General features: G+C 39.4%; 24 protein-coding genes. 15 read left to right on the top strand and 9 right to left on the bottom strand.

Annotated features, from left to right (window positions below):
* Window positions 1-43: 43 nt before the first annotated feature.
* Both OM33_RS22285 and OM33_RS21670 read left to right on the top strand, forming a co-directional pair.
* On the top strand, window positions 44-949 hold the full coding sequence (locus tag OM33_RS22285) for a DUF3369 domain-containing protein (RefSeq protein ID WP_052141260.1): 906 nt from the start codon (window positions 44-46) through the stop codon (window positions 947-949).
* Window positions 939-2,672, top strand: coding sequence for an ATP-binding protein (locus OM33_RS21670; protein WP_234402754.1), 1,734 nt, complete (start codon window positions 939-941; stop codon window positions 2,670-2,672). The genes OM33_RS22285 and OM33_RS21670 overlap by 11 nt, the downstream gene beginning before the upstream one ends.
* Before the next feature lie 183 nt (window positions 2,673-2,855).
* On the opposite strand, the gene OM33_RS21665 is transcribed toward OM33_RS21670, so the two are convergent.
* The 8 genes from OM33_RS21665 to OM33_RS21630 form a co-directional block, all read right to left on the bottom strand.
* Window positions 2,856-3,332: a DM13 domain-containing protein gene (locus OM33_RS21665; protein ID WP_040136736.1), complete on the bottom strand. Its 477-nt coding sequence runs from the start codon at window positions 3,330-3,332 to the stop codon at window positions 2,856-2,858.
* A gap of 120 nt (window positions 3,333-3,452) precedes the next feature.
* The gene (locus OM33_RS22280) at window positions 3,453-4,091 is read right to left on the bottom strand and encodes a type 1 glutamine amidotransferase (RefSeq protein WP_052141259.1); all 639 of its coding nucleotides are present in this window, start codon (window positions 4,089-4,091) and stop codon (window positions 3,453-3,455) included.
* A complete protein-coding gene (locus OM33_RS22275; protein WP_052141258.1) occupies window positions 4,088-4,777 on the bottom strand; it encodes a hypothetical protein in 690 nt (229 codons plus the stop codon). Before OM33_RS22275 ends, OM33_RS22280 begins: the two co-directional genes overlap by 4 nt.
* Entirely contained in the window at window positions 4,777-5,115 is a 339-nt protein-coding gene (locus tag OM33_RS21650; protein WP_040136734.1) for a DMT family transporter, read from the bottom strand. The genes OM33_RS22275 and OM33_RS21650 overlap by 1 nt, the downstream gene beginning before the upstream one ends.
* Before the next feature lie 168 nt (window positions 5,116-5,283).
* Window positions 5,284-7,278: a TonB-dependent receptor plug domain-containing protein gene (locus OM33_RS21645; protein ID WP_052141257.1), complete on the bottom strand. Its 1,995-nt coding sequence runs from the start codon at window positions 7,276-7,278 to the stop codon at window positions 5,284-5,286.
* A 225-nt stretch (window positions 7,279-7,503) separates the two neighbouring features.
* Complete coding sequence (locus OM33_RS22270) at window positions 7,504-7,935, bottom strand: BLUF domain-containing protein (RefSeq protein WP_052141256.1); 432 nt, start codon at window positions 7,933-7,935, stop codon at window positions 7,504-7,506.
* Between the two features lie 178 nt (window positions 7,936-8,113).
* Window positions 8,114-9,370 (bottom strand): adenylate/guanylate cyclase domain-containing protein, encoded by a 1,257-nt coding sequence (locus tag OM33_RS21635; protein WP_040136732.1) that lies wholly within the window; start codon window positions 9,368-9,370, stop codon window positions 8,114-8,116.
* 264 nt (window positions 9,371-9,634) lie between these two features.
* Window positions 9,635-10,084: a hypothetical protein gene (locus OM33_RS21630; RefSeq protein ID WP_040136730.1), complete on the bottom strand. Its 450-nt coding sequence runs from the start codon at window positions 10,082-10,084 to the stop codon at window positions 9,635-9,637.
* A gap of 326 nt (window positions 10,085-10,410) precedes the next feature.
* Between OM33_RS21630 and OM33_RS21625 the strand changes: the two genes are divergently transcribed.
* The 13 genes from OM33_RS21625 (at window position 10,411) to OM33_RS21565 (ending at window position 19,523) form a co-directional block, all read left to right on the top strand.
* Window positions 10,411-11,463: a flavin reductase family protein gene (locus OM33_RS21625; RefSeq protein ID WP_040136728.1), complete on the top strand. Its 1,053-nt coding sequence runs from the start codon at window positions 10,411-10,413 to the stop codon at window positions 11,461-11,463.
* Window positions 11,464-11,528: 65 nt separating this feature from the next.
* Entirely contained in the window at window positions 11,529-12,521 is a 993-nt protein-coding gene (locus OM33_RS21620) for a fatty acid desaturase family protein (RefSeq protein ID WP_052141289.1), read from the top strand.
* A 734-nt stretch (window positions 12,522-13,255) separates the two neighbouring features.
* Window positions 13,256-13,552 carry a hypothetical protein gene (locus OM33_RS21615; RefSeq protein WP_040136724.1) on the top strand — a complete coding sequence of 99 codons (297 nt, stop codon included), beginning with the start codon at window positions 13,256-13,258 and terminating at the stop codon, window positions 13,550-13,552.
* Window positions 13,539-13,922 (top strand): hypothetical protein, encoded by a 384-nt coding sequence (locus OM33_RS21610; protein ID WP_040136722.1) that lies wholly within the window; start codon window positions 13,539-13,541, stop codon window positions 13,920-13,922. The genes OM33_RS21615 and OM33_RS21610 overlap by 14 nt, the downstream gene beginning before the upstream one ends.
* Window positions 13,915-14,130 carry a hypothetical protein gene (locus tag OM33_RS21605; RefSeq protein ID WP_040136721.1) on the top strand — a complete coding sequence of 72 codons (216 nt, stop codon included), beginning with the start codon at window positions 13,915-13,917 and terminating at the stop codon, window positions 14,128-14,130. Before OM33_RS21610 ends, OM33_RS21605 begins: the two co-directional genes overlap by 8 nt.
* The gene (locus tag OM33_RS21600) at window positions 14,120-14,326 is read left to right on the top strand and encodes a hypothetical protein (protein ID WP_040136719.1); all 207 of its coding nucleotides are present in this window, start codon (window positions 14,120-14,122) and stop codon (window positions 14,324-14,326) included. Before OM33_RS21605 ends, OM33_RS21600 begins: the two co-directional genes overlap by 11 nt.
* A 66-nt stretch (window positions 14,327-14,392) precedes the next feature.
* On the top strand, window positions 14,393-15,523 hold the full coding sequence (locus OM33_RS21595) for an FAD-dependent monooxygenase (RefSeq protein ID WP_040136718.1): 1,131 nt from the start codon (window positions 14,393-14,395) through the stop codon (window positions 15,521-15,523).
* Window positions 15,514-16,212 carry a hypothetical protein gene (locus OM33_RS21590; RefSeq protein ID WP_040136716.1) on the top strand — a complete coding sequence of 233 codons (699 nt, stop codon included), beginning with the start codon at window positions 15,514-15,516 and terminating at the stop codon, window positions 16,210-16,212. The genes OM33_RS21595 and OM33_RS21590 overlap by 10 nt, the downstream gene beginning before the upstream one ends.
* Window positions 16,213-16,372: 160 nt before the next feature.
* Window positions 16,373-16,723: a hypothetical protein gene (locus tag OM33_RS21585; RefSeq protein ID WP_040136714.1), complete on the top strand. Its 351-nt coding sequence runs from the start codon at window positions 16,373-16,375 to the stop codon at window positions 16,721-16,723.
* Between the two features lie 112 nt (window positions 16,724-16,835).
* Window positions 16,836-17,942 (top strand): EAL domain-containing protein, encoded by a 1,107-nt coding sequence (locus OM33_RS21580; protein ID WP_040136712.1) that lies wholly within the window; start codon window positions 16,836-16,838, stop codon window positions 17,940-17,942.
* Between the two features lie 109 nt (window positions 17,943-18,051).
* The gene (locus OM33_RS21575; protein ID WP_040136710.1) at window positions 18,052-18,780 is read left to right on the top strand and encodes a hypothetical protein; all 729 of its coding nucleotides are present in this window, start codon (window positions 18,052-18,054) and stop codon (window positions 18,778-18,780) included.
* Between the two features lie 45 nt (window positions 18,781-18,825).
* Complete coding sequence (locus OM33_RS21570) at window positions 18,826-19,224, top strand: hypothetical protein (RefSeq protein ID WP_040136708.1); 399 nt, start codon at window positions 18,826-18,828, stop codon at window positions 19,222-19,224.
* A 53-nt stretch (window positions 19,225-19,277) separates the two neighbouring features.
* The gene (locus OM33_RS21565; RefSeq protein ID WP_040136706.1) at window positions 19,278-19,523 is read left to right on the top strand and encodes a hypothetical protein; all 246 of its coding nucleotides are present in this window, start codon (window positions 19,278-19,280) and stop codon (window positions 19,521-19,523) included.
* A 151-nt stretch (window positions 19,524-19,674) separates the two neighbouring features.
* Here the strand turns inward: OM33_RS21565 and OM33_RS21560 are convergent, their stop codons facing one another.
* Window positions 19,675-21,858 (bottom strand): OsmC domain/YcaO domain-containing protein, encoded by a 2,184-nt coding sequence (locus tag OM33_RS21560; protein WP_040136704.1) that lies wholly within the window; start codon window positions 21,856-21,858, stop codon window positions 19,675-19,677.
* Between the last annotated feature and the right edge of the window lie 43 nt (window positions 21,859-21,901).

The raw sequence follows: 21,901 nt of genomic DNA, 5'->3' as shown, positions 1-21,901 counted from the left end.
ATTGGTAAGTTAACCCTTAATTATTATTGTTATTGGACTAGACATGGATTGGCTGGCGGAAGAATCCGAAAAAGTTATAAATAATCGTAAACCTTGGAAAGTTGTTATTGTTGATGATGATCTTGAGGTACATAAGGCGACTAAACTCGCGATGAAATCATTTGAGTTTATGGGACGTCAGCTAGAGTTTATTAGTGCCTATAGTGGTAGTGATGCGAGAAAGCTGTTGAGTGAACATCAGGATATTGCGGTTATTCTTCTCGATGTGGTGATGGAAACCGACGACGCAGGCCTAAAGTTGGTTAATTACATTCGCACTGAGCTGGGTAATAAAGATACGCGCATCGTATTGCGTACAGGGCAAGCGGGTCTTGCGCCTGAGGGAGAAGTGATTAAAAACTATGATATTGATGGTTATAAAGCAAAAACAGAAATTACCATCGATAGCCTGCATCATTTATTTTATATTGCGCTTCGTTCCTATCGCGATATTGCTCGTTTAGACAGTTATAAAAATGCCCTTAAAGCCTTGCTAGGCTCAGTACTTAAGGTTGACCGTTTTGGTGATATTGAGTCCTTCTCAACCAACCTATTAAGTTATTTAACGGATGTGCTACACGCATATGAAGCAGAGCTTATTGTTAATAAACGCAAGGCGTCGGTTATTAATATTCGAAGTACTAATAAAACCGTTATAAACGCACAAATTGATAATGCTAGCACGATTGATATGCAAAGCTTTATAAGCGAGGTGATAAAGCAAAAAGCGCTTGTTTATGAGGGCAATTTTGCAGGCATTTACTACAAGTATGATGATGTAGAGGCGGTGGTTGTATTAGAAGTTGATAATGAACTTGATCGCAATGCAATTGAATTGGTTGAAATCTTCACAGAACACGTGTGTGCACTGATAAATAAGTTAAAAGAGGGAGGTGATAATGCATTTTAATATTGGCGAAATTATCACATCACTCAAGTCTTCTTATGGTAAAGACTTTTTAGATACCATGACGATGCAGTTGCATAAGTCGATAGGCGCTCAATTTACCTTTATTGCAAAGTTAGATATTAAGCGAAATGTATCGAAAACAATGTCTTTAGTGGCAGGTGATGAGTTTGCAGATAACTTTGAATACTCGCTAGAGCACACACCTTGTGCTGATGTGAGTGATGATTCAACTTGTATCTTTCCTAGTGAAATTTGTAATTTATACCCTAAAGATCAACTGCTAGTTGATATGGGAATTGATGGCTATGTTGGCGCGCCTTTGCATGATTCAAAGGGAGCTGTTTTTGGTATTGTAGTAGCGCTTTACAGTGCACCAATAAAAAATGCCGACGATGTTGCGTCTTTGTTTGAATTGTTTGCTGGTCGTATTTCAGCCGAGCTTGAACGGGCAGAAAAAGAAAAAGCACTTTTTGAACTGAATCAGTCACTTGAACAAAAAGTGGCCTACCGCACCCATGAACTTGAAACCGCACTGAAACGATTAAAAAACTCACAAAAACAACTTATTGAGCAAGAAAAACTGGCATCACTGGGGCGTTTGGTTGCTGGCGTGGCCCATGAGGTGAATACGCCGCTCGGTGTCGCAATGCTCGGAAATTCAACCGTTCTATCTGGTGTTAATCTTCTAAAAACAAAATTAACGCAAGGTGCGCTGAGTAAGCATGATTTGGAATCCTTTATTCATGATGCCAAAGAAGCCAGTGAGGGCGTTGAATTTAATTTAAATCGTGCAAGTGAGCTAGTGGTTAACTTCAAACAAATGGCGACTGACTTTCACTCTGATCCCAAAAGTGAAGTTAACCTAGTTGAGTGGATAGAATCTATCTCGACGAGCTTAAAACCTATGCTCAAAAATGCAGGCATCAAATTAGACTTACGCTTACCATCTGAAAATTTAGTTGTCACTTCTTATCCATCGCGTTTAGCGCAGGTGGTTACCAACTTAGTGTCAAATGCAATAAAACACGCATTTCCTAAAAAATTCGAGGTTGCACAGAAAACTATCACGATACAACTTGGCGGCTCACCATTTAATTATAGTTTGTCTGTATCTGATAACGGTATTGGTATGGATGAAACAACCAAAGCGCAGGTATTTGATCCGTTTTTTACCACCGACCGTGCTTCTGGCGGCATGGGGCTTGGTATGAGCATAGTACACAACTTAGTTACCGGCTCTCTTAATGGTCAATTAGACATCGAAAGCGAAAAGTTAAAGGGCACGAAAATAAGTATTCAGTTTGACACAAGCAATGAAGATAAAAATATTTTGCGAGAGAGCTTTGTACGCGCCACATCTGATAATTTTCAATTTTATACGCAGTTTCATGACAAATTGGTCAATAGTGATACCAAGATAGCAGCGTTATTCGCGAGCGTAGATTTAGCGCGTCAGCAAAAGATGATTTTGCAGTCAGTAAGCTTAATTATTGAAAACCTTGACCAGCTTGACTCGGTATTTAATGGTGAAGATGCTGGTCGTATTATTTCGCTTCATAAACACATGGGTATTGACGATAAGCTCGTTACGCTTTGGCAAGATAGCTTTATTGAAACAGTGGCTGAATTTGATAATGCATTTGATTCGTTAACGGCAAACGCTTGGGAAAATGTGCTCAATGAGTACACCAAACGATTTAAAGCGGAGATTAATAAGGCTTAGTGCTATCGGTTGGCGGTCGCATCGTCTTTTAATTTACTAACACAAGGTAAACGGTTGCTTAGGTTAGGCCTTCATAGATAGAAAAGATAATTTGTCCCTTTAAGTGACAACATTATCTTTTTTAAACAGCCTTAATTTGTAACGGTGAAAGCTCATTATATTCTTGCAAGTGAGAAGAGGTTGTTATTGATATTTCGCCGCGGTAATAAATTCACCGAAACTCTCGCACCAGACAATAACGGTATTAAACTGATGCACATCCACACCCTTTGGCACTGAGACTGCAAAATTTGAAAAGGTATTTACGTCTCCAATCACACGCATTGATGATTTTAACTTGTTAAAATCGGCTTCTGTTTCTACAAATGTCGGCGACAAATACAACTTGAAGTCGGGGCCAGGTGATAGCTCACCTTGCAAAGTGATATGAGAGGTGCCAATTGTCACCGTGCCTTCACCCCAGTGTAAAAAATCGCTGTCTTTGAGTGATTTAGTAAATGCTGCACGATACACACTTTGTTGCGATAGCTGCTCAACTAGTTTGCTTGATGGAGCTTCAGGGGCGGTTAAAATAGGTAAAGTATAAATACCAATGGCAAAGCCAATTATGCCAACCATCAGATGAGATAAGATAAGTGGAATAAGTCGTTTTGCTGTCATTATTAACTCTTTTTGTAAGCGCTGATGCATATCACATGGGTAGTTATGTAACTATACCTGAATTTAACTCATTCGACACAGTTTAGTGGCAACCTCCACTTTTAGTGACCTTGTGGTTAATTAACAAATGCGAAGACATGATGTAATCCAATTATCGAGCTGTTTAAACAACCACGCTTTTACCTGGGCTTCAATCTCGCTCTCGATGGGCTCAAGCGGACATTCATTGCCAAACGCATTTCGTAAGTGCGCTATTTCATGGTTATTCCATTCAGGGTGAAATTGCATGGCTAACACATAGTGTTGGTATTGAAACATTTGCACCTTACATTGTGGTGAACTTGCAAGTAAAACCGCGTCTTGTGGTAAGCTCATTTGTTGCTCGTGCCACTGAGCAACAAACATTGTCAGATTATCGTTGGTCGTAACGGGTTGCCATCCATTTTCAGCCTCAGTCATAGATGAAATAGTTGCGCCGAGAGAGTGAGCAATTAATTGTGCTCCAAGGCATATTCCAAGCAATGGCTTTTGTTGTCTAATGCAATCTTTTATAAGCGATATTTCAGCAGATAACTTGGGCGAATGTGGATCAACATGCATAGGTCCGCCCAGCATAATAACCCCTTGATAAGGCGCTAAACTCTTTGGTAAAGCTTGGTGGAACTCAATTTCTTGCCAAGTGAAGTTATGCTTTTGCAACCAGCATGCGAGATTACCTAAGCGCTCTTCAGGATGATGTTTTATTACAAGAAAATTCATTTTAAATCACTATGCTCGATGTAATAGTTGTGCACCGAGTTAGGGTTCACCTTTAAAAGTGTTGCTATTGTTTGGTCATTTAACAAATCGCTTGCTGCGTTAACGGAAAATTCCTTGGCTAACTTCGATGCAGTATTTACCCAGAATAAATGATCTACCCCCGGCTTTCCTTCGATTACGCGCGCATAAAATTGCCTTGAAACATTATCTGGTGTGAGGCGAACATACTGAATGTTTTGTGGCATTAGGGTGTTAAGTTGTTGCCTGAAAATAACCTCTTTTACGATTACTTGTTGCTGAGAAAACTGACGTTTTCCTCCTCGTTCAAAATGATCCACGTAAAAGTCAGCTGTAAATTGCCAAATGCCTTCTTTTTTAGTATTTGCTAACTGGTTTAAATCAAACCTTTCTGGGGCTAAAGTCCAGTAGTTACGCTTATTAGTGAGTGCCTTTTTAAGCGCGATTTGATTTGTTTTATTGGCGAGCTCAAAACGCACAATTAATTGTATGTCATGGGGAGTATGAAACATGGGTAAATGCGATGCATAGAGCGAGTGCCCATCTGAAAATAGCAGCATGCCGTGTAAGCCAACGCGTGCTTTATGCTGGTGGTTGCTGTTTTTCGCAGAGGCTGCATTAGCAAAACTAAATAAAATGGATAAAATGAGTGGCAATATGAATTTCATTACATAACTCCATGCTTTGTTTGTGAAAAAAGTAACCCGACAACACTAAACGTGAGGGTGCATGTAAATACCCAAGCGGTAATCGACAAGCTGTTTTTAAACACGAAATGTTGAATAATTGCTTGTCCTAAAATGCCAAGACCAACCCAAATAGCATACGATAACGTTATTGGGATTGTTTTACTGGCAACGCCAAGCAGATATAAGCTCAAACCCATGCAAGTGCACAGTATAAGAACATAGTAGTGAGATTTTGTAGATGTATGAGCGCCGAGTAACGCAACCCATAAAATTTCGAAAAGTGATGCACCAAAAAGCGCGAGATAACTCAGAAACATAACGCCACCTAATTAAATTGGGTGGGGCCGTCCCCGATGAAAATGGAGCGGTAAGGTCGTCCTTACTTCCTAACGGATGCTAAAAGTAGCAAAAGCAAAGCGCATCTGCAACACCCTTTTAACGGTTGAACAAGTCACGTGTGTAAATTAGTAACTCATGCGCTTTAGTTAAAACGAATACTGAAAATCCAACATTACGCGTGTGCTTTCGTAGTTTATAGGTGACTGGCCCCCTTTAAAGGGTTGTACCGCATACACATTGCTATTAAAGAGATTTTTGATGCCAAAATTCCATAACGTATGAGTGGTTCTAAATTGATAGAAAGCATCAACATCATAAATCGTCTCTAATTTTTCTGGCTCGCCGCAGATAAAGTTTGGATCATTAGTACAAGCATATTGACCAGATACAACCCTGCCTAGCAGATGAAAGCGCGAATTGGCAGTAAAACGATAGTGGAAATCAGCCTTAAACATATGGTTTGGAATACCCAAAACCGCATCTTTGTTTGATGGAATAGTGAAGGAATCAATATTACTTTTTTCAACGGTAAAGTATGAATAATTCGCATTGAAATGGAGCTTATCTAATTGCCACTTAAGTTGCAGCTCCATACCCATGGTTCTAAAATCACCAAGAGTGGTGTTACTGGCTGATTGCGGATTAAAACCAATAAAATTATCTACTTGTAATAGATATAAATTACCCACGAGTGACGCCGTTTCGGTGAATTGATAACCTGTTTCCATTTCCCAACTTTTAGTGGTTTCTGGATCTAATATTGGGGTGCCTGCATTGTGTGCACTAGCCACAGTATCAAATTGCGGTATTTTAAATGCCTCGTTGTAGATTAATTTTGTATGAAGCTTGTCCCAAGTTTTGGTCAGTGACAGCCTAGGTACCAGCTCAGGCCCCGCTAAGTCGTGATTTTCGTAGCGGATACCGGCAAGTACGTTGGCAAAATCCCAATCAGATTCGTATTGGGCGTACAACGAATAATCATTATTTGACGCGTTATTACTGCCAAAATATCGTACCGTTGGGTCGAAAATGTAAGATTGGCTCACCTCGGCTTTCTCATAATAATAATGAGAGCCAATCAATAGGCTGCTGTTATCAGCTAATGCATACAGACCTTGTACATCGACACGAGAGCGGTTTATTTTGCGTGAAAGATCATGACCATATTGTCCTTGGCTATTCCATGGTTTTTGATTGGTGTAAGTTAATTTACTGCTTAACGCGAGCTTATCATTAAGCCGCCACTCTTTACCCAAACTAATCGCCTGATGTAAAAAACTTAACTCATTGGCTTGCGTGTAACGCTGGTTTGGCGAAAAAAATAATCCCGAGTCGCCAAACAATAGGCGGTCTTCTTGTTTTAACTTTTCATATTGCGCATTTAAATCCCAACCGTTATAGCGCAGATTCATGCTTAGGTTAGTCGGTTGCGAGTTGCTATTGTTTTGCAGGTTAAATTGATAACCGTCCAGCGCTTGCCAAGTGGCATTACTGTAATCACCATAGCCCAAACTACCAGAAAGCCCATATTCTAACTGGGAAGATTTAAGTGTAACTTCGCCCGAGTGAGTAAAACCAACAATGCCATTATGAAAACCCGATTTACCAATATCTGTCATCAGGTTTAGTTTATTGTCGCCGGTTGCTTGGTTGAGTGTGGTGACGCGGATTACAGCTAAAGCAGCTTGACCACCATATTTAACGGACCCAGGACCACGAATGATCTCTACCTGAGAGATATTACTTACAGGATAGCGATTTCCCAAAACCAGTGAGCCAAATGCCATTTCATTTTGTTCAATGCCGTCAATAATCAGTAATATTTTCGCTTCCATGCCCCAAATACCACGAAAGCTTACCGAGAATGTGCCCAAGGTATCGGTGCCAACCCAAAACCCAGGTACCTGTTTTAATAAATCTTTTAAGTAACGCGCACCAGAACTTTCAATGGTACTGCGAGTGATTAATGTTATGACACTTGGTTGTTCGTTTATGCCTTTTTTATCGTTGGAGGCGATATCAATTTCGATGTCCATTAATTCTTGAATGGATAAGGAGAAAAGGTCAGCTTCAGAGCTCAGTGTTTGTGCGTATGTTTTAAACGGTAACCCACTCAAAATAAGTAACGAAATAAAGAGCATGCAGGTCATAAGGTGATTGAAAATCATACTAAATTACAGATGAGCAGGGGATATATATAGTTTAGAAGCATTGCTATTTTTATCAACTATTTAGAGTAGCGTTTTATGCTAATTTGGTCTTTAAACGGGCAAAGTTATGCTTCAAAAGTATGGATTTAATAAGGTGAATTTAGCTTGCAAAGGGAGGAAAAGGTACTGATATTGCAAATATTTGATGGTGATGAGTTATGAGTGATTGAGTTGTTTTACTGTTCCGAGCAGATTTATGAGTGCATTTTTCTTAGCGCCTTGGGTCATGTCGTAATCGCTAATAAAGCGAGTCATATTTAAAAAGATTTGCCCACCTAGCGAATCAGAATCATCTGGCGAGGCAAAATACGCCATTGACCATTCTGGGAATAATCTATCATCAAGTGCTATTTGGTCGATAACCGTTATGACTCTGTGGCGCTTGTCCGATTTTATTTTCAAGAATAATTCATCTAATACGTTGGTTGGGCCTTCTATATATTGAACAAACTGGCCATTTTTAAAATAAAGAAAGCCGGTAATTGAGTGTTTTTGATTGGTGTTAGCAGCATTGATTAAAAGACAGTTAAGGTCTAATTCATCAAAAAATGTTGTTGCTTCACTGAGATACACTAACCCTGTAATCACGTTATGCCCTTTGTCGCTGTATATGCATAGCTTAGCGCACTTTTTACACATTACCATGCAACGAAATACATTCACTAATGCATACCAAAGCAGATGTTTTAATTTTTAAGGCGGTAGCTATTTAAGTCGATTAAATGTAAATGCTTTTCAGATGATTTAAATCAACTCAATTTTGCTTTTATGCCTCATCTTTAAATACTGTAATTAAGCTGCTTTTACCTTTTAAACTCACGTCCTTAATTTGGGTTAATGTTGTAAGGCCTGATTGCAGCGCAGTTGCTTTACTTATTAAGCTTTTAACATTAAGTTCTTTGGCCTTACGCTCTAAACGAGCGGTAATATTGACCGTATCACCAATAACGGTATAGTCCATACAGCACTCGCTGCCTATATTACCCGCAATGGCCTCACCACTATGAATGCCAATTCCCATTTCAATGGTGGGTAAATTTTCCTTACTGAACTCTTCGTTTAATTTGGTCAACGTTTGATGCATTTCACGGGATGAAAGTATCGCGTTTAAAGCATTATTCCCCTGCGCTTGTGGTGTGCCAAACACTGCCATAATGGCATCGCCAATAAACTTATCTATCATACCGTCATGTTTAAAAATAATATCTGTCATTGCAGAAAAGTAGCGATTAAGCACTTGAGTAACAACTTCAGGACGATGTTGCTCACAAAGAGGGGTAAAATGACGTATATCAGCCATTAAAACGGTAACTTCTTTACACTCGCCTCCTGGTTCAATATCAACTTTGCCACTTTCTACGGCTGACACAAGTTTTGCTGGCAAGTATCTTAGTAAACGCTCTCTGTGGCGAAGTCGAGTGTAGGTACTAGTGATATAGTGTGAAATAGACCATGTTAGCAAGCCTGAACATAAAATAATAAATTGTTCGTGCAGTTCAATCGCCATATTTGCATTGCTTTGTTCTAAGATAATGGTTGCAGTAATTAAGCAGCATACGGTTGAGTAATAAATAATGAGCTTTCCTTGCCTGAATGCACTGGTCACATTAAACAAAATCAGAACGCTGATAATCATTAGCTCAAATTCCGTTTGATTAAAGTTGAGCATGTAGTGCTTTAGATCTGCTAAGTATTCGATTTCTATCGTAATAAGTAAAATGATCAAGTAATCAAATAAAATAGAGCAATACTTTAGCCAGGCTTTATAGCTATTTTGACTGGCTAATTTATGAAAGATTAAACATATCAACAAGGTGAATGTTAAGGTGGCTAAATCAATAAAAATAAAGGTCCAATCAACACCACGGGCATAGACACTGATACCAATTTCAAAAAGAAATAGAGCGATTAATCCAATACAGCGAATGCGATTAATATGGCGCTCCATTTCCATTTCACGCTGACGGTAACAATCAGTCAGCAATGAATCAAAGCTATTATCAATATCCTTAAGCCATTTCATAAAAATACCTGTTATATAAGAATGTATTAACTATAGTTGAGATTCAAAATTTGAGTCTGCTTGTTGGTGTTTAGGATAAGGTATTTTTCTTAATATTGAGTATTTGAATTAATTGTTCGCGGTTTTGGATGTGTATCTTTAAGCTTTAATTATTAGAGCACATTGCATCATGGTTAGTGATTACGATACTAAAACTTGCGTGCAGTAAAACACTAATTTGGTTGTAATTGAGGGTTAACTATTCAGTTAACCCTTAATCAAAATTTACTCGTCAAGCAATGTTAACTTACTCGATGAATAGCCTGACACGATCTGTTTCAATTCGCTGTCTTGTTCGACATCAACTAGTAATGCGAGTGGGTGTTCCTCATTTTCTGTGAGGTTTTGGCAAATAATGTATAAATGTAGAGTATGCCACCCCACTAACCCGCTCACCCAGACAGAAAATAAACTTACTGCAATAAAAAAAGCGATGCTAAGCATCATTGTCCATTCAAATAAGTAAGTTAATGTCACGGTTGTTATTAGCAAAGAGACAAATAACAAGATCTCTGCCAAAACAATGTTTGCGAATTTATGAGTAAGCCAAACATGCCACGGGTGCTTTTGTCGTCCACAAATTTCAGAAATGTTGTCAACGTCAGAAACCGGATCTAGGGTGTTTTTTATTGCCATGAAATCGTCGTAATTTGAAGTGGTGATGAGATAGTGCATGTTGTCTCTCCAACAATCAGGTAGTTCTCTGCAATACGGTGGGAGTATACATTTGGTTCTTTTTTGTACTCTTGAAGTGATTTATTAAAAAATTTATACGCTTTTAAAAGGTAATTTAAATTTGTATTCGTCAATTGAGTGAAATTCTAACGTGCTGTTTTTAATATTTAAAATGAATTTATAAGTGCTACAAAGAGCGCTTTGACAAGCGAAAATACCACTTTCTCATTAAAGTAAAAGCTCTATTTCGGTACGGTAGGGGGTTGTTTCGAAAAACTTTTCAGCTTACACTTGTACGCTGATTGGGCGTACACGTGTAAGTTTAAATGAGTTTAATATTCAATCCCTTAACAAATTGGTTTAGTAAACAGTTCTTTCATCATAGTTCAATGGCTGGTTATCTCGAGCCTGTTATCCAATTATTTAAACCCAGTTGGCGCGACGGGTATTATCGTGCCAAAGTGCTCTCGGTAACCTTAATTGCCAATAAAACGGTAGCGCTAGAACTTAAAACAGAGTCGCGCTGGCCGACCCATCAAGCTGGACAACATATTGAATTAACGATTGATATTAACGGCCGATTAAGCACCCGAGTATTTACTATTGCCTCAAGCCCCAATCAAGCAATGCATGAAGGGGTGATTCGTTTAGTTATAAAGCAACAGGACGCTGGGTTATTTACCCCGTTTTTGTCACGTTTAACTGTTAACGCTTGGGTTAATATTTCCAAACCGAAAGGAACGTTTTTATTACCTCAGTCTAACGCTGTTAGCTTATTTGCAGCAGGCACAGGTATTACGCCTTTTATTGCAATGTTGCATCAAGCACTCCATGAGGTGGCTCAGCCAATTCATTTGTTTTATTACGCGAAACCAAATGCCCATTTACTCGTGGCGGAGCTTGAGAGCTTAAGCAATCGTTTACCAAATTTTACTTTTACCCTACTGAGCCGAAGTATTGATGGTGATGTTGTTAAAAAATTACCTGATTGCCATAACACGCATTGGATGGTGTGCGGCCCTAATGATTTTCATAAAACGATTCGCGACTACGCACTAATGCATCAGCAAAGCTTGAGCAGTGAACATTTTTCACTGGTTGATTTGCATTCAACTGGAGATGAAAAAGCGCATTTTCAAGTGGATCATGGTGGTATTAAATTCAGTGCCGACAATCAACAACCCCTATTGGCGCAGTTTCAAGCAAACAACATTAATGTGCCTTATGGCTGTGGCATGGGCATTTGCCATCAATGCCAGTGTGTAAAGAAAAAGGGGGTAGTGCGTGATATACGCACCGGTAAGTTATCCGATTACGGAGAGGAACTAATTCAATTATGCGTATCGCAAGTCGTGTCAGATGTGGAGTTTAAGGCTTGAACACAGTAGCAGAACCTAATTATGATTTACTCGCTCAACAGTTAAATGAAATCCAAGCAACAACGATGGCGAAAGTGGGTGAGCAAGACGCAAACTACATTCGTCGTGTAATTGTGATGCAGCGAATTTTGGAATGGTCAGGTCGTATTTTATTGGTGCTAGGCTTTGTTTCACCGTGGCTTTGGCTTGTCGGTGTATTGGCACTCGCGACTGCAAAAATTCTCGACAATATGGAAATAGGTCACAATGTGATGCATGGCCAGTATGACTGGATGAACGATAAGCACATTAATTCCAAAGCGTATGAGTGGGACATTGCCTGCGACGGTAAAAGTTGGAATCGGGTACATAATTTTGAGCACCATACTTACACCAATATTATCGGTAAAGATCGCGACTTCGGTTATGGCTTACTGCGTTTATCAAACGATTTTCGTTGGCGTGTAAAAAACCTTTGGCAATTTTTCACATACTTAAACCTCAGCGTGCTATTCCAATGGGGGGTGTCTTACCATGAACTCGCTGCTGAGCGTGTGTTTTTTGGGAAGAAAAAAGACAACCGCGACTATAAAGTGCCGCACAGTGAATTAAAAACACGTTTTTTTAGCAAAGGCGCTCGCCAATTAATTAAAGACTACCTGATTTTTCCATTGTTAGCGGGTCCATTCTTTTTATGGGTATTAATAGGTAATCTAATTGCCAACTTGTTACGTAATCTATGGACATCAACCATTATATTTTGTGGTCATTTTACTGGTGATGTAAAAACATTCAGTGAAAAAGAATGTGAAAACGAGACGAAAGGGCAGTGGTATTACCGCCAGGCGTTGGGTTCTTCCAATATCAAAGGCAGCAATTGGTTTCATGTATTAACAGGACATTTGAGTTTTCAAATTGAACATCATCTATTTCCTGATATGCCAGCTAAGCGCTACCGTGAAATTGCGCCTAAAGTACAACAGGTATTTCTCGAACACGGCATTCAATACAATACAGGCAGCTTTTTAAAGCAATATAGCTCAGTGGTTAAACGTATACTGCGCTACTCGTTGCCTTAATCGGCTACTTGAACAAGTTCCTTAACATAATGTGCCCGGTTATTGTCTGCCAACAATTGCTTGGGCACATTATTTTTATCTCACTTATAACGGCTTTCATCGTGTTTTATAAAAAACAACGACTGTGTTTGATAAACTAACCATGTTGTTTGAATAACGATATGGCACTGGTTACAAAAAGGCTTTTATTGGTGCTCGTTTACATTTTTTTACAAAGCATTTAGCGCTAATTGTGTCATATTTTTGTAAATGAAATGTTTTATAGCGCGAAAATTACGCTTTTTGAGTGCTTTTTAGTTATTTTATATTGATCCTATATTTCATTTTGTAATTACTTATATCTTTAAGTGATAGTTTAGGTTCTAACTTTTCTCTTCAATGTTAATGGTTTTTTTAACGTTTAATTTTTCTTTTATTAACCTTGTCCCGAAAGTTGTTATCAGCCTTTTTTATTAGCAAACTAATTTATTTTCTGTATACATTATATATCCGCACCTTTTCTAAGGATTTCCCTGCCAAATCTTGCACGTTTACAGCAAACACGATTTTTGAGCAATTTGCTCATTTTTGAATCTGTAATCATCTGTAATCACAATTTATGTAAGCGCTATCATTTTTTGTTTTCTGTAAAAAAAATGTTGTAAATGTTTAATTCAATTGTGTTTTTAGAAATTTGATTTTCACCCGCTCGCTCATCACAATGCATCGCCTTGGGGAATGAATGAGGTACAGGTTTGTTAATAAAAAAAGCAGCGAGACGTTTTGAAGCAGCGTTAAAAAGCTATGAAAATGACAGCGTTAGTATTGATGTGGATGTCATCAATCATGACGAACTAACCATAAAATGCTTCTTATACTCCGGACTTCACTATTGTGTCATGGTGCAGTTTGATGAGGACTTTTGTTTGAATGCGCTAAATATAGAACATTCGAATCAAGGGGTGCATATACCGTCTGAAACGCAAAAACAGCAATTTTCAGCCTGTTTATCTCGCGTAATTAAAGAGGGGATGCACTATGCCAAATGCTGAAATTTATGGTGCCGGAATGTCTGTTTCTGAATTTGCACTGCATACACAAGCGTTAATGGAGCGCTTATTTGATGAAGATTACTCACAAGTGGTGTTATCTCGTCAAACGCATTTTGAAGCACAACTAAACGTATTTTATCACAGGCATAAAGTACTCAAGCTTATGATTAATAGCAAAGAAGTGAGTTTGAGCCATTGTGAAAAGCTATGTGATAGCAAGATCAAAAAACTAGTGCAATTTTTACGCGGAACAGAAAAAAATTTTTGGTTCTCGCGCTCGGTTTTTTATACCAATGAAAAACTGGTTGAGACATTCAGTGTTTTAAATTCACCCGCGATTGGCGTTATTAAGGGACAGCATTATGCATAAAGTAAGTCTGTCGTTTAATCAGCACCAATGCCAAGAGCTGACGCCAATGCAAACAAAAATAATGTATCAGCTGGTGATTAATACGATTACACAACAATACGGTGAAGATCGCGTAAACCAAATTATCGATGCCTTTAATGGCGACTATTTTTCAATTTTAAAATGCGGCATTTCACTGCTCGCAAGTGAGAAATACAATGCAAAATAACATGGTAAATAAACTAACAGACGTTGCGAAGAGTGCAGACCTATATATTGCCGAGCAAGGGCAGCATGGTCGTGTTCAGTCTGAAAAAAGTAAAGTGATGGATCACATTCTGAAATTAATGGAAATTGATGCACAAATCCGCCTCGCTAATCAGCTTGAGCAATTTGCATCGACCCTTAAATCAGACGTTGATTAAAGTTTCCCTGTTCAAAACAGGATCCCCCAGCCAAAGCCTCAACTGAGGCTTTTTTTAGGTATAGACATGAAAGTATTAATTGTAGGTGCAGGGATTGCCGGTTTATTGATGTATCGCGAGTTGCAACGTCAAGAAATTGAAGCTGATATTATTGAAAAGCAGTTAAGTTTAAATACCCTAGGTGCGGGTATTTGTTTACCAGGTAATGCGATGCAGCAGCTTGAGGTTTTGGGTTTAAAACAGGCTATTTTAGCCAAAGCTCACCAAGTTCACGAAGTTCGCTTTGAAACCCAGCAACGGGAAGTGTTAGCAAAAGCTAGCCTAAACGAGGGTATTTTAGCCAGCCAGCCCTTTGTGGCGTTAACGCGTAAAGATCTGATTGAAACGCTTGCTGAAGGTATTTTAGATCACATTCAGTTTAGTCGCTCAGTCATTGATGTGCGCAAACACAAAAGCGCGCAATCTGTACGTTTTAATGATGGTGCTGTGGTTGATTATGATCTAGTTATTGGTGCCGATGGCATCAACTCAAGTGTTCGAGAGCTGCTTTTTGCTGAGCCAGAACTTACTGACTTAGGCGTGACACAGTGGCGCTTTTTAGTGAATATGCCAACGGATAATTTGCAACCTAGTTATCTTGTTGGCAATACCGATGCATTTATGTTTTATCCAATTAGCAAAAACAAAGTGTACTGTTATGGTCAGGCAGATAACCAGTATATTAAAGCACTTTACAACGACCCGAAAAAAAGCATTTGTGAAGTGTTTGCCGATTATCATCCAACCGTTTTGCATGCAATTGAATCAGCAAAAATGATACACCAAGGCAGTTTAAAATCGGTCATGTCGAAACAAGTATATACCGATCGATGTGTACTGATTGGTGACGCGTTGCATGGTTGTCCCCCGAGTTTACAGCAAGGCGTAGCACAATCGTTAAGCGACGTGCTCACGTTATCTCGTTGCTTACAAAATGCCTATAGCATCGATGTGGCATTAGCCGACTTTAAAGCGAAACGTCTAAAACAAATCACTTGGGTCGTTTCTGAATCAAATAAAGTTATTCGTCTTGCCAAACTGGGCAAATCCCGTTTTGGGCGTTTTATTCGCAATTCACTTATTCGCTTACAAGGGCCGCAAAATGTAAAAGCGTGGCGCAAACTGATGACTGAACTGGAGGCTGACAAATGCAACTAAATACATTACTAGACACATACCAAGGTCAGCTATTGGATGAGCAAGATCTGTCGTTTTATGAACGTTGGGCGATGGATTATTTTCATGATGATCAGTTAGTGAGCGACCCTTATTTATCGATCACCCTTGATTTGCCTTTAGCAAAAGCAAGAGAGACATATCAGCGTTATTATCAGTCGGCAGAAGGTGCTTCATTCCAAGGATTTTTGATTTGGTGTTTGGCAAAAGCGCTGAAAAGTGAATGGATTTTCTCCACCCGAAATATTAACGGAAAATGGTACCGTTTTGACAATCTACCAATCTTTTGCCCGATTGCAGTGGGTGGCGATCTGCGCTTTAAAGATGTGATTTTAGAAAATGTAACGTCATTATCTTGGTCAGAGTTTGCGCGTTATTACCGTCAATCAGTAGATTGCAATGACGCAAAGTTAGAAGTGCTGTCGCAAGAAGTGTGGGCACTGTGTCCATTTATTGGCAACTTACCAAATATGGCGTTTTCGTCGTTTCAAATTCACCGTAATAAGTTAAAAACCGGACGTCCGTTATTTTATTTTGGTCAACGTAAAATCATAAATGGCGAACCGTTTGTGCCGCTTAGCATCAGCTTTGATCATGCAAACAGTGACCCGTTTGTGCTTGATAAACTGTTAGCACGGTTTAAGACACTTGCGACAAGTGTAAGCGAATAACATAGCACCCAAGGGTGCTCTTTTATTGTCTGAGCTACTACAAAATAAAATCATAGTATTGAAATATCTATTCATAGCTGAGTACTTAATTATCTGATAAAAATATTAAAGGACGGGGCGCGATTACTGCCTTTTTTAAAAAACAGATTCGGTAGCAAGGATGAGATACGCACTACCTTATTTTGCATTACTTGTTTTAGTGGGATGCACGTCAGTGGAAAAGCTGACTATTCACCTTCATACAAACTCGCTCAGCGATAAAAAAATAAGTGTCGTCAAACAAGCATTTGAGGCAAAGGGCTATCGAGTTGTTTATGGCGAACAGGACTTTTCGCATTTTCTGATCACCCCGCTTATTGTGGCGCCAAAAGAAATGGACGCAGAGTCTTTGCGAATTCAACAGCTTATTGTTGAGTTTTTGGGTGATTTCCCAATGATTAAACAGGGGGGATTTAAGAATCATAGATATTCAGGCAAGCAAATTGGCGTGTATTTAAAAGGCGACTCTTAAAGCTATATGCAAAGCCCATACTTTTGCTGGCATTTCTCTGATTGCTTACTTATTAAACCATCCTAATACCTGCCTCGTATTACATCAGAATGACAACGCTTGGAGGTTGCTGATGTTTTGTGCTGATTGTGAAAGAATCGAAAATTATTTATTCCCAGAAACAACGTTCTGGCTGTTTTTACCCACTTTTGAAAGCGTAAATAAAGCGATTATTTTTTGTGGCAATGGCAATTATCCTGCAGCACAAACAGAGTCACATTGCATTAATGTGAAAGTAAAAAAAGATCAAGTGAATCGCTTTTTATTGGGACTTTTTGGTGAATTTGAACCGAATGAACTTAACGCCACAAAAATTACCACCACAGAGGGCGGTGAGCCGACATTAAGCGATATTGGTCGTATCGTGCCAGCAAGTGTGCTTATTAACCGCCTAAATAGTGAGTGGATTATTCAATCGATTGAAAATGACCAATATGAAACCCATTTTCAACCCATTTTTGAAATAGATGAAAATGGTGAAACGCGTCCTTTTTCTTATGAGGGGTTGTTTCGCATTAAAGACGAGTTCAACAATATTGTGCCTCCGTCTCATGCGTTTAAATTAGCTGAGGGATCTGATTTATTGTTTTCGCTTGATTTGATAGCGCGCCGCTCGGCGGTAGCGCATTTTAAAAAGTCAGGGCTGCAAGGAAAATTATTTATTAACTTCAATCCTTCAAGCATCTACGATCCATCATACTGTTTACGGGCAACGGCTTCGGCCATTAACGCGCTGGGTATTCGCCCTGAAGATGTGGTGTTTGAAATTACGGAAACAACCACTGCAACCGATGAATCGGTAATGCGTGGAATATTAAACTTTTATCGCAATGCAGGTTTTGGTGTGGCATTAGACGACATAGGTTCTGGCTGGTCGGGGCTGAATATGTTGCACAAATACCGCCCAGACTACGTAAAAATCGATATGGATTTAGTGCGTGATTTACATCGCGACCCATATAAACAAACCATCGTTAAGCATTTAATTCAACTTGCCCATGATAATGGGGCAAAAGTGATTGCAGAAGGTATTGAAAGCCAAGAAGAATTAGCTATTTTGCAGCGCTATCGTGCGGATTATTATCAAGGATTCTTACTAGCTAAACCAAAGCTGTATCACTCAGAATTGAGCCAAGAAGCGCAATCGCACATAGATGATACCCTGAAAGGCATTAATTAGGGCGCTTTCTAATCGCTTTATAGAAGTATTAAAGATAAGTCGCTCTCGGCCTTAGTTAAGTTATATACTGATGCAAATAGTGTTTTTTCGTGAAATCACAAGGATTATTATGCGCTATAGCCGATTACTCATTTCTTTTTTAATGTCGTTCATATGGTTGTTAGTTGCCACAGGCTGCGGAGATAGCTATCAAGAGCTTGTTGAGCGCGAAGCAGAGCAGCAAAAAAGCTGGCCATCGTGGCCGGAATTTGAAGTGGCTGTACCAAAGCCCGAGTGGTGGCATTCGGTGCCAATTAAGTATTTGGATCCAATGAATTATACGCCCGAGGAAATGAAAGCGTATCATGATAAAAATACCGGCATCGATAAATACAAACGTGACTTTAAAGTACTTTACGCCCGAATGTTGAAAAATCGTGGCAATGATGTGCAAGAGATGGCGGGCTTTTTAGGGCGCGGCACAGTGCGTGAATTTAACCCTTTATATGCGTTTTATATCTCAAATTACATGGATGAGACCTGGCAAAGTGAACATTGTGGTCAATGTAATGACGCAAATGCAGCGATAAATATTGGTACACAATGGCTTTATCGATTAATTGAAGATGGTGAATACGGGCGAGCTCAACAAGTCATTGCTCAGCTTTTCAAATTAAAATACGCCCGCGCTATACCTATGCAGCGCTATTATTTAATTCGATCTTACCGACACTTATTGCTTAAAACCCAAAGTCGCGACGAGGCTTATGCTATTTTAAAGCCTTACATTGTGAATAATATAACGCTAGCAGAACACGCCAATGATCAAAACATGATGCAACGTTGGATGAATTTATAATAATGCACGCAATTTATCTGAACCATTATCAGTAAAAGGAACACTTTGAAATTTAAACTTGCCAGCTTAATACATGCACTATATGCCTTGATCGGATTAAGCATTGTTATTTTTTATGAGCTTGAACACATAAAAAGCATTGTTTTTAGCTGTTTACTGTATGTGTTAATTCCATTATATGGCGCTTACGGATGTTATGTTGCTAATGCAAAAGCACTTGTGGTTTCAATACTCTTTTTTATTAGTCAAAGTGTTAGGCATGTTTGCAATAAAAATGTGTTGCCACACATCGCACCGATTTCAATTTCATTTCCTTTTGGTGACTTTGCAAGTGGAAATGGGTATTTGATTGATTTGTTTGCACTCATTATGGCATTTTATGTAGGCTATTTGTTGGTGAATGTGTTATCTTCAAATAGAGTACATAAACAGGATTCGGCATAAGCAAAATGGCTATGCCAAAATATTGATATTGACGTTAATAAGGACATTTACACATGAATATTAATGGCACACTGATTGGTGAATTAATTTTTTATTCGCTTATTCTTTTTGTTCCGCTTGTTGGTTTCTTGAGCTTTTATTTAGGTAAACGTAAAACCACTTCGCCTAAAGTGATTGCGCTAGTTGGCGCTGTGCTTTCAATTGTGCCACCACTTGGTTTGATTTACCTAGGTGCATTGGCGCTAAAAGAAGATATAAAACAGCCTAACTTGGACAAGTTGGCTGAAAAGGCTGCTTAGTGCTTAACAACACTAGGGGTCGTTTCTAAAAAACTGCACTAGTGAGTAATTTCGTTATCAATAGACCTTTACTTAGTGCACTTTTTAATAAAAACCTTGGCTTTATAGCCATAAAAATGGGTAAGCCCTAACGGACTTACCCCAATTTATTTTACTTGCCTGCTAATTTTGCACGAGCGCTGTGCAGCTTTTTGTAGCTTTCGATTAAGCGCAGGTGCTTATCTAGGCCTTCTAGCTGTGAGTTAGTTGGTGTTAAACCATAAAAACGCACATCGCCATTAATTGAGCCAATAATCGCATTCATTACTTCTTCGCCAAACATGCGCGTGAAGTTATGCTGGTAGTCTTCAAACTCAAGCTCGTCATCAAGTGCTACTTGCAGTGTTGCGTGCAGCGCTTGGTAGAATAGGCCGCGTTCAACGGTGTTATCGTTGTACTGTAAGAAGCTTTCAACGAGGTTGTTTACTTCTTCTAAATCGCCTAATGCTAAGTAAATTAATAGCTTAAGCTCTAGAATAGTAAGCTGACCCCACACTGTGTTTTCATCAAATTCAATACCAATTAGGGTAATGATATCAATGTAGTTATCGAGCTCGCTCTCTTCTAAACGATTAACTAAATCAGCTAGTTCATCGTCAGACAGTGAATGTAGGTTTAAAATATCGTCGCGGTATAAAAGGGCTTTATTGGTGTTATCCCAAATTAAGTCTTCTGCTGGGTAAACCTCAGAATAACCCGGTACTAAAATACGGCATGCGGTACCAAGGCCAGTAAATTCAGCAACATATGCTTCTTTACCGATGTCTTCTAAAATACCGAATAGGGCATCGCACTCTTCTTGGTTAGTGCCAGAGAAATCCCATTCAACAAACTCGTAATCATACTTGGCACTAAAGAAACGCCAAGAAATGGTGCCTGTTGAATCAATAAAGTGTTCAACAAAGTTTTCTGGCTCTTGTACTGCCATTGAGTTAAAAGTTGGCTTAGGTACATCGTTTAAGCCTTCAAAACTGCGGCCTTGTAATAGCTCAGTAAGGCTTCGCTCAAGCGCTACTTCAAAACTTGGGTGCGCACCAAATGATGCAAATACGCCGCCCGTTTTCGGGTTCATTAAGGTAACACACATTACTGGGAACTGGCCGCCAAGTGAGGCATCTTTAATGACGACAGGGAAGCCTTGTTCTTCTAGCCCTTTAATACCCGCAACTATGCTTGGGTATTTATTCAGTACGTCTTCTGGTACATCTGGTAATACAATTTCTTGCTCGATGATTTGGCGTTTTACCGCGCGCTCAAAAATCTCCGATAAACACTGTACTTTGGCCTCGGCAAGGTTGTTACCCGCGCTCATACCGTTACTTAAAAATAAGTTTTCAATCAGATTTGACGGGAAATAAACCGTTTCGCCGTCTGAATGACGGGTATACGGAATTGAACAAATACCGCGCTCAACATTTCCTGAGTTAGTGTCAATCAGGTTAGAACCACGCAGCTCTTGCTCTGGGTCGTAAATATCTAGCGTGTAGTCGTCTAAAATCTCGTTTGGTAGCTCGTCTTCTGGGCCTGGCTTAAACCACTTTTCATTTGGGTAATGGACAAAATCGCTATTGGCAATTTCTTCACCAAAGAACTGATCGTTATAGAAAAAGTTACAGTTTAAACGCTCAATAAATTCGCCAAGTGCCGAGCACAGCGCGCTTTCTTTGCTTGCGCCTTTACCATTGGTAAAACACATTGGTGATGCTGCATCGCGAATATGAAGCGACCATACGTTTGGCACAATGTTACGCCACGATGAGATTTCAATTTTCATACCCAAGTCTTCTAAAATCTTGGTCATGTTTTGAATGGTTTGCTCAAGCGGTAAGTCTTTACCTAAAATCATGGTATTGGTGTCGCCCTCAGGCTGACCCATTAACATGGCTTGTGCGTCTTCATCGAGGTTTTCAACCGCTTCTACAACAAACTCTGGGCCTGTTTGAATTACCTTTTTAACGGTACAACGGTCGATTGAACGTAAAATACCTTCACGGTCTTTGTCAGAAATGCTCTCTGGCAGCTCTACCTGAATTTTAAAAATTTGGTTGTAACGGTTTTCAGGGTCAACAATATTGTTTTGCGACAGGCGAATATCGTTCGTTGGAATATCGCGCGCGTTACAGTACACCTTTACAAAATACGCCGCACACAGCGCAGATGAGGCAAGAAAATAATCGAATGGACCAGGTGCGCTACCATCGCCTTTATAGCGAATAGGCTGATCGGCAATAACGTTAAAGTCGTCAAACAGCGCTTCTAAGCGCAAGTTATCAAGATAATTTACTTTGATTTCCATGAATTAGGTTCCAAGTGTGTCGCCGCGAATAGGTGGTTGCAGC

Origin of the sequence: Pseudoalteromonas piratica (assembly GCF_000788395.1) — a bacterium.
In the GTDB taxonomy this organism is placed as follows: domain Bacteria; phylum Pseudomonadota; class Gammaproteobacteria; order Enterobacterales; family Alteromonadaceae; genus Pseudoalteromonas; species Pseudoalteromonas piratica.
Note: the sequence above shows the minus strand (reverse complement) of the source record. Positions and strands in the feature narration are given on the sequence as shown.

What these genes read in the sequence shown, in the direction of transcription:
- OM33_RS21575 (WP_040136710.1), top strand. Translation starts at nt 18,052, where the DNA reads ATGCGCTATAGCCGATTACTCATTTCTTTTTTAATGTCGTTCATATGG.
- OM33_RS21620 (WP_052141289.1), top strand. Translation starts at nt 11,529, where the DNA reads ATGGCGAAAGTGGGTGAGCAAGACGCAAACTACATTCGTCGTGTAATT.
- OM33_RS21600 (WP_040136719.1), top strand. Translation starts at nt 14,120, where the DNA reads ATGCAAAATAACATGGTAAATAAACTAACAGACGTTGCGAAGAGTGCA.
- OM33_RS22275 (WP_052141258.1), bottom strand. Translation starts at nt 4,777, where the DNA reads ATGAAATTCATATTGCCACTCATTTTATCCATTTTATTTAGTTTTGCT.
- OM33_RS21565 (WP_040136706.1), top strand. Translation starts at nt 19,278, where the DNA reads ATGAATATTAATGGCACACTGATTGGTGAATTAATTTTTTATTCGCTT.
- OM33_RS21670 (WP_234402754.1), top strand. Translation starts at nt 939, where the DNA reads ATGCATTTTAATATTGGCGAAATTATCACATCACTCAAGTCTTCTTAT.
- OM33_RS21645 (WP_052141257.1), bottom strand. Translation starts at nt 7,278, where the DNA reads ATGCTCTTTATTTCGTTACTTATTTTGAGTGGGTTACCGTTTAAAACA.
- OM33_RS21585 (WP_040136714.1), top strand. Translation starts at nt 16,373, where the DNA reads ATGAGATACGCACTACCTTATTTTGCATTACTTGTTTTAGTGGGATGC.
- OM33_RS21630 (WP_040136730.1), bottom strand. Translation starts at nt 10,084, where the DNA reads ATGCACTATCTCATCACCACTTCAAATTACGACGATTTCATGGCAATA.
- OM33_RS21650 (WP_040136734.1), bottom strand. Translation starts at nt 5,115, where the DNA reads ATGTTTCTGAGTTATCTCGCGCTTTTTGGTGCATCACTTTTCGAAATT.
- OM33_RS22285 (WP_052141260.1), top strand. Translation starts at nt 44, where the DNA reads ATGGATTGGCTGGCGGAAGAATCCGAAAAAGTTATAAATAATCGTAAA.
- OM33_RS21625 (WP_040136728.1), top strand. Translation starts at nt 10,411, where the DNA reads ATGAGTTTAATATTCAATCCCTTAACAAATTGGTTTAGTAAACAGTTC.
- OM33_RS21635 (WP_040136732.1), bottom strand. Translation starts at nt 9,370, where the DNA reads ATGAAATGGCTTAAGGATATTGATAATAGCTTTGATTCATTGCTGACT.
- OM33_RS21590 (WP_040136716.1), top strand. Translation starts at nt 15,514, where the DNA reads ATGCAACTAAATACATTACTAGACACATACCAAGGTCAGCTATTGGAT.
- OM33_RS21560 (WP_040136704.1), bottom strand. Translation starts at nt 21,858, where the DNA reads ATGGAAATCAAAGTAAATTATCTTGATAACTTGCGCTTAGAAGCGCTG.
- OM33_RS21580 (WP_040136712.1), top strand. Translation starts at nt 16,836, where the DNA reads ATGTTTTGTGCTGATTGTGAAAGAATCGAAAATTATTTATTCCCAGAA.
- OM33_RS21605 (WP_040136721.1), top strand. Translation starts at nt 13,915, where the DNA reads ATGCATAAAGTAAGTCTGTCGTTTAATCAGCACCAATGCCAAGAGCTG.
- OM33_RS21665 (WP_040136736.1), bottom strand. Translation starts at nt 3,332, where the DNA reads ATGACAGCAAAACGACTTATTCCACTTATCTTATCTCATCTGATGGTT.
- OM33_RS22280 (WP_052141259.1), bottom strand. Translation starts at nt 4,091, where the DNA reads ATGAATTTTCTTGTAATAAAACATCATCCTGAAGAGCGCTTAGGTAAT.
- OM33_RS21610 (WP_040136722.1), top strand. Translation starts at nt 13,539, where the DNA reads ATGCCAAATGCTGAAATTTATGGTGCCGGAATGTCTGTTTCTGAATTT.
- OM33_RS21595 (WP_040136718.1), top strand. Translation starts at nt 14,393, where the DNA reads ATGAAAGTATTAATTGTAGGTGCAGGGATTGCCGGTTTATTGATGTAT.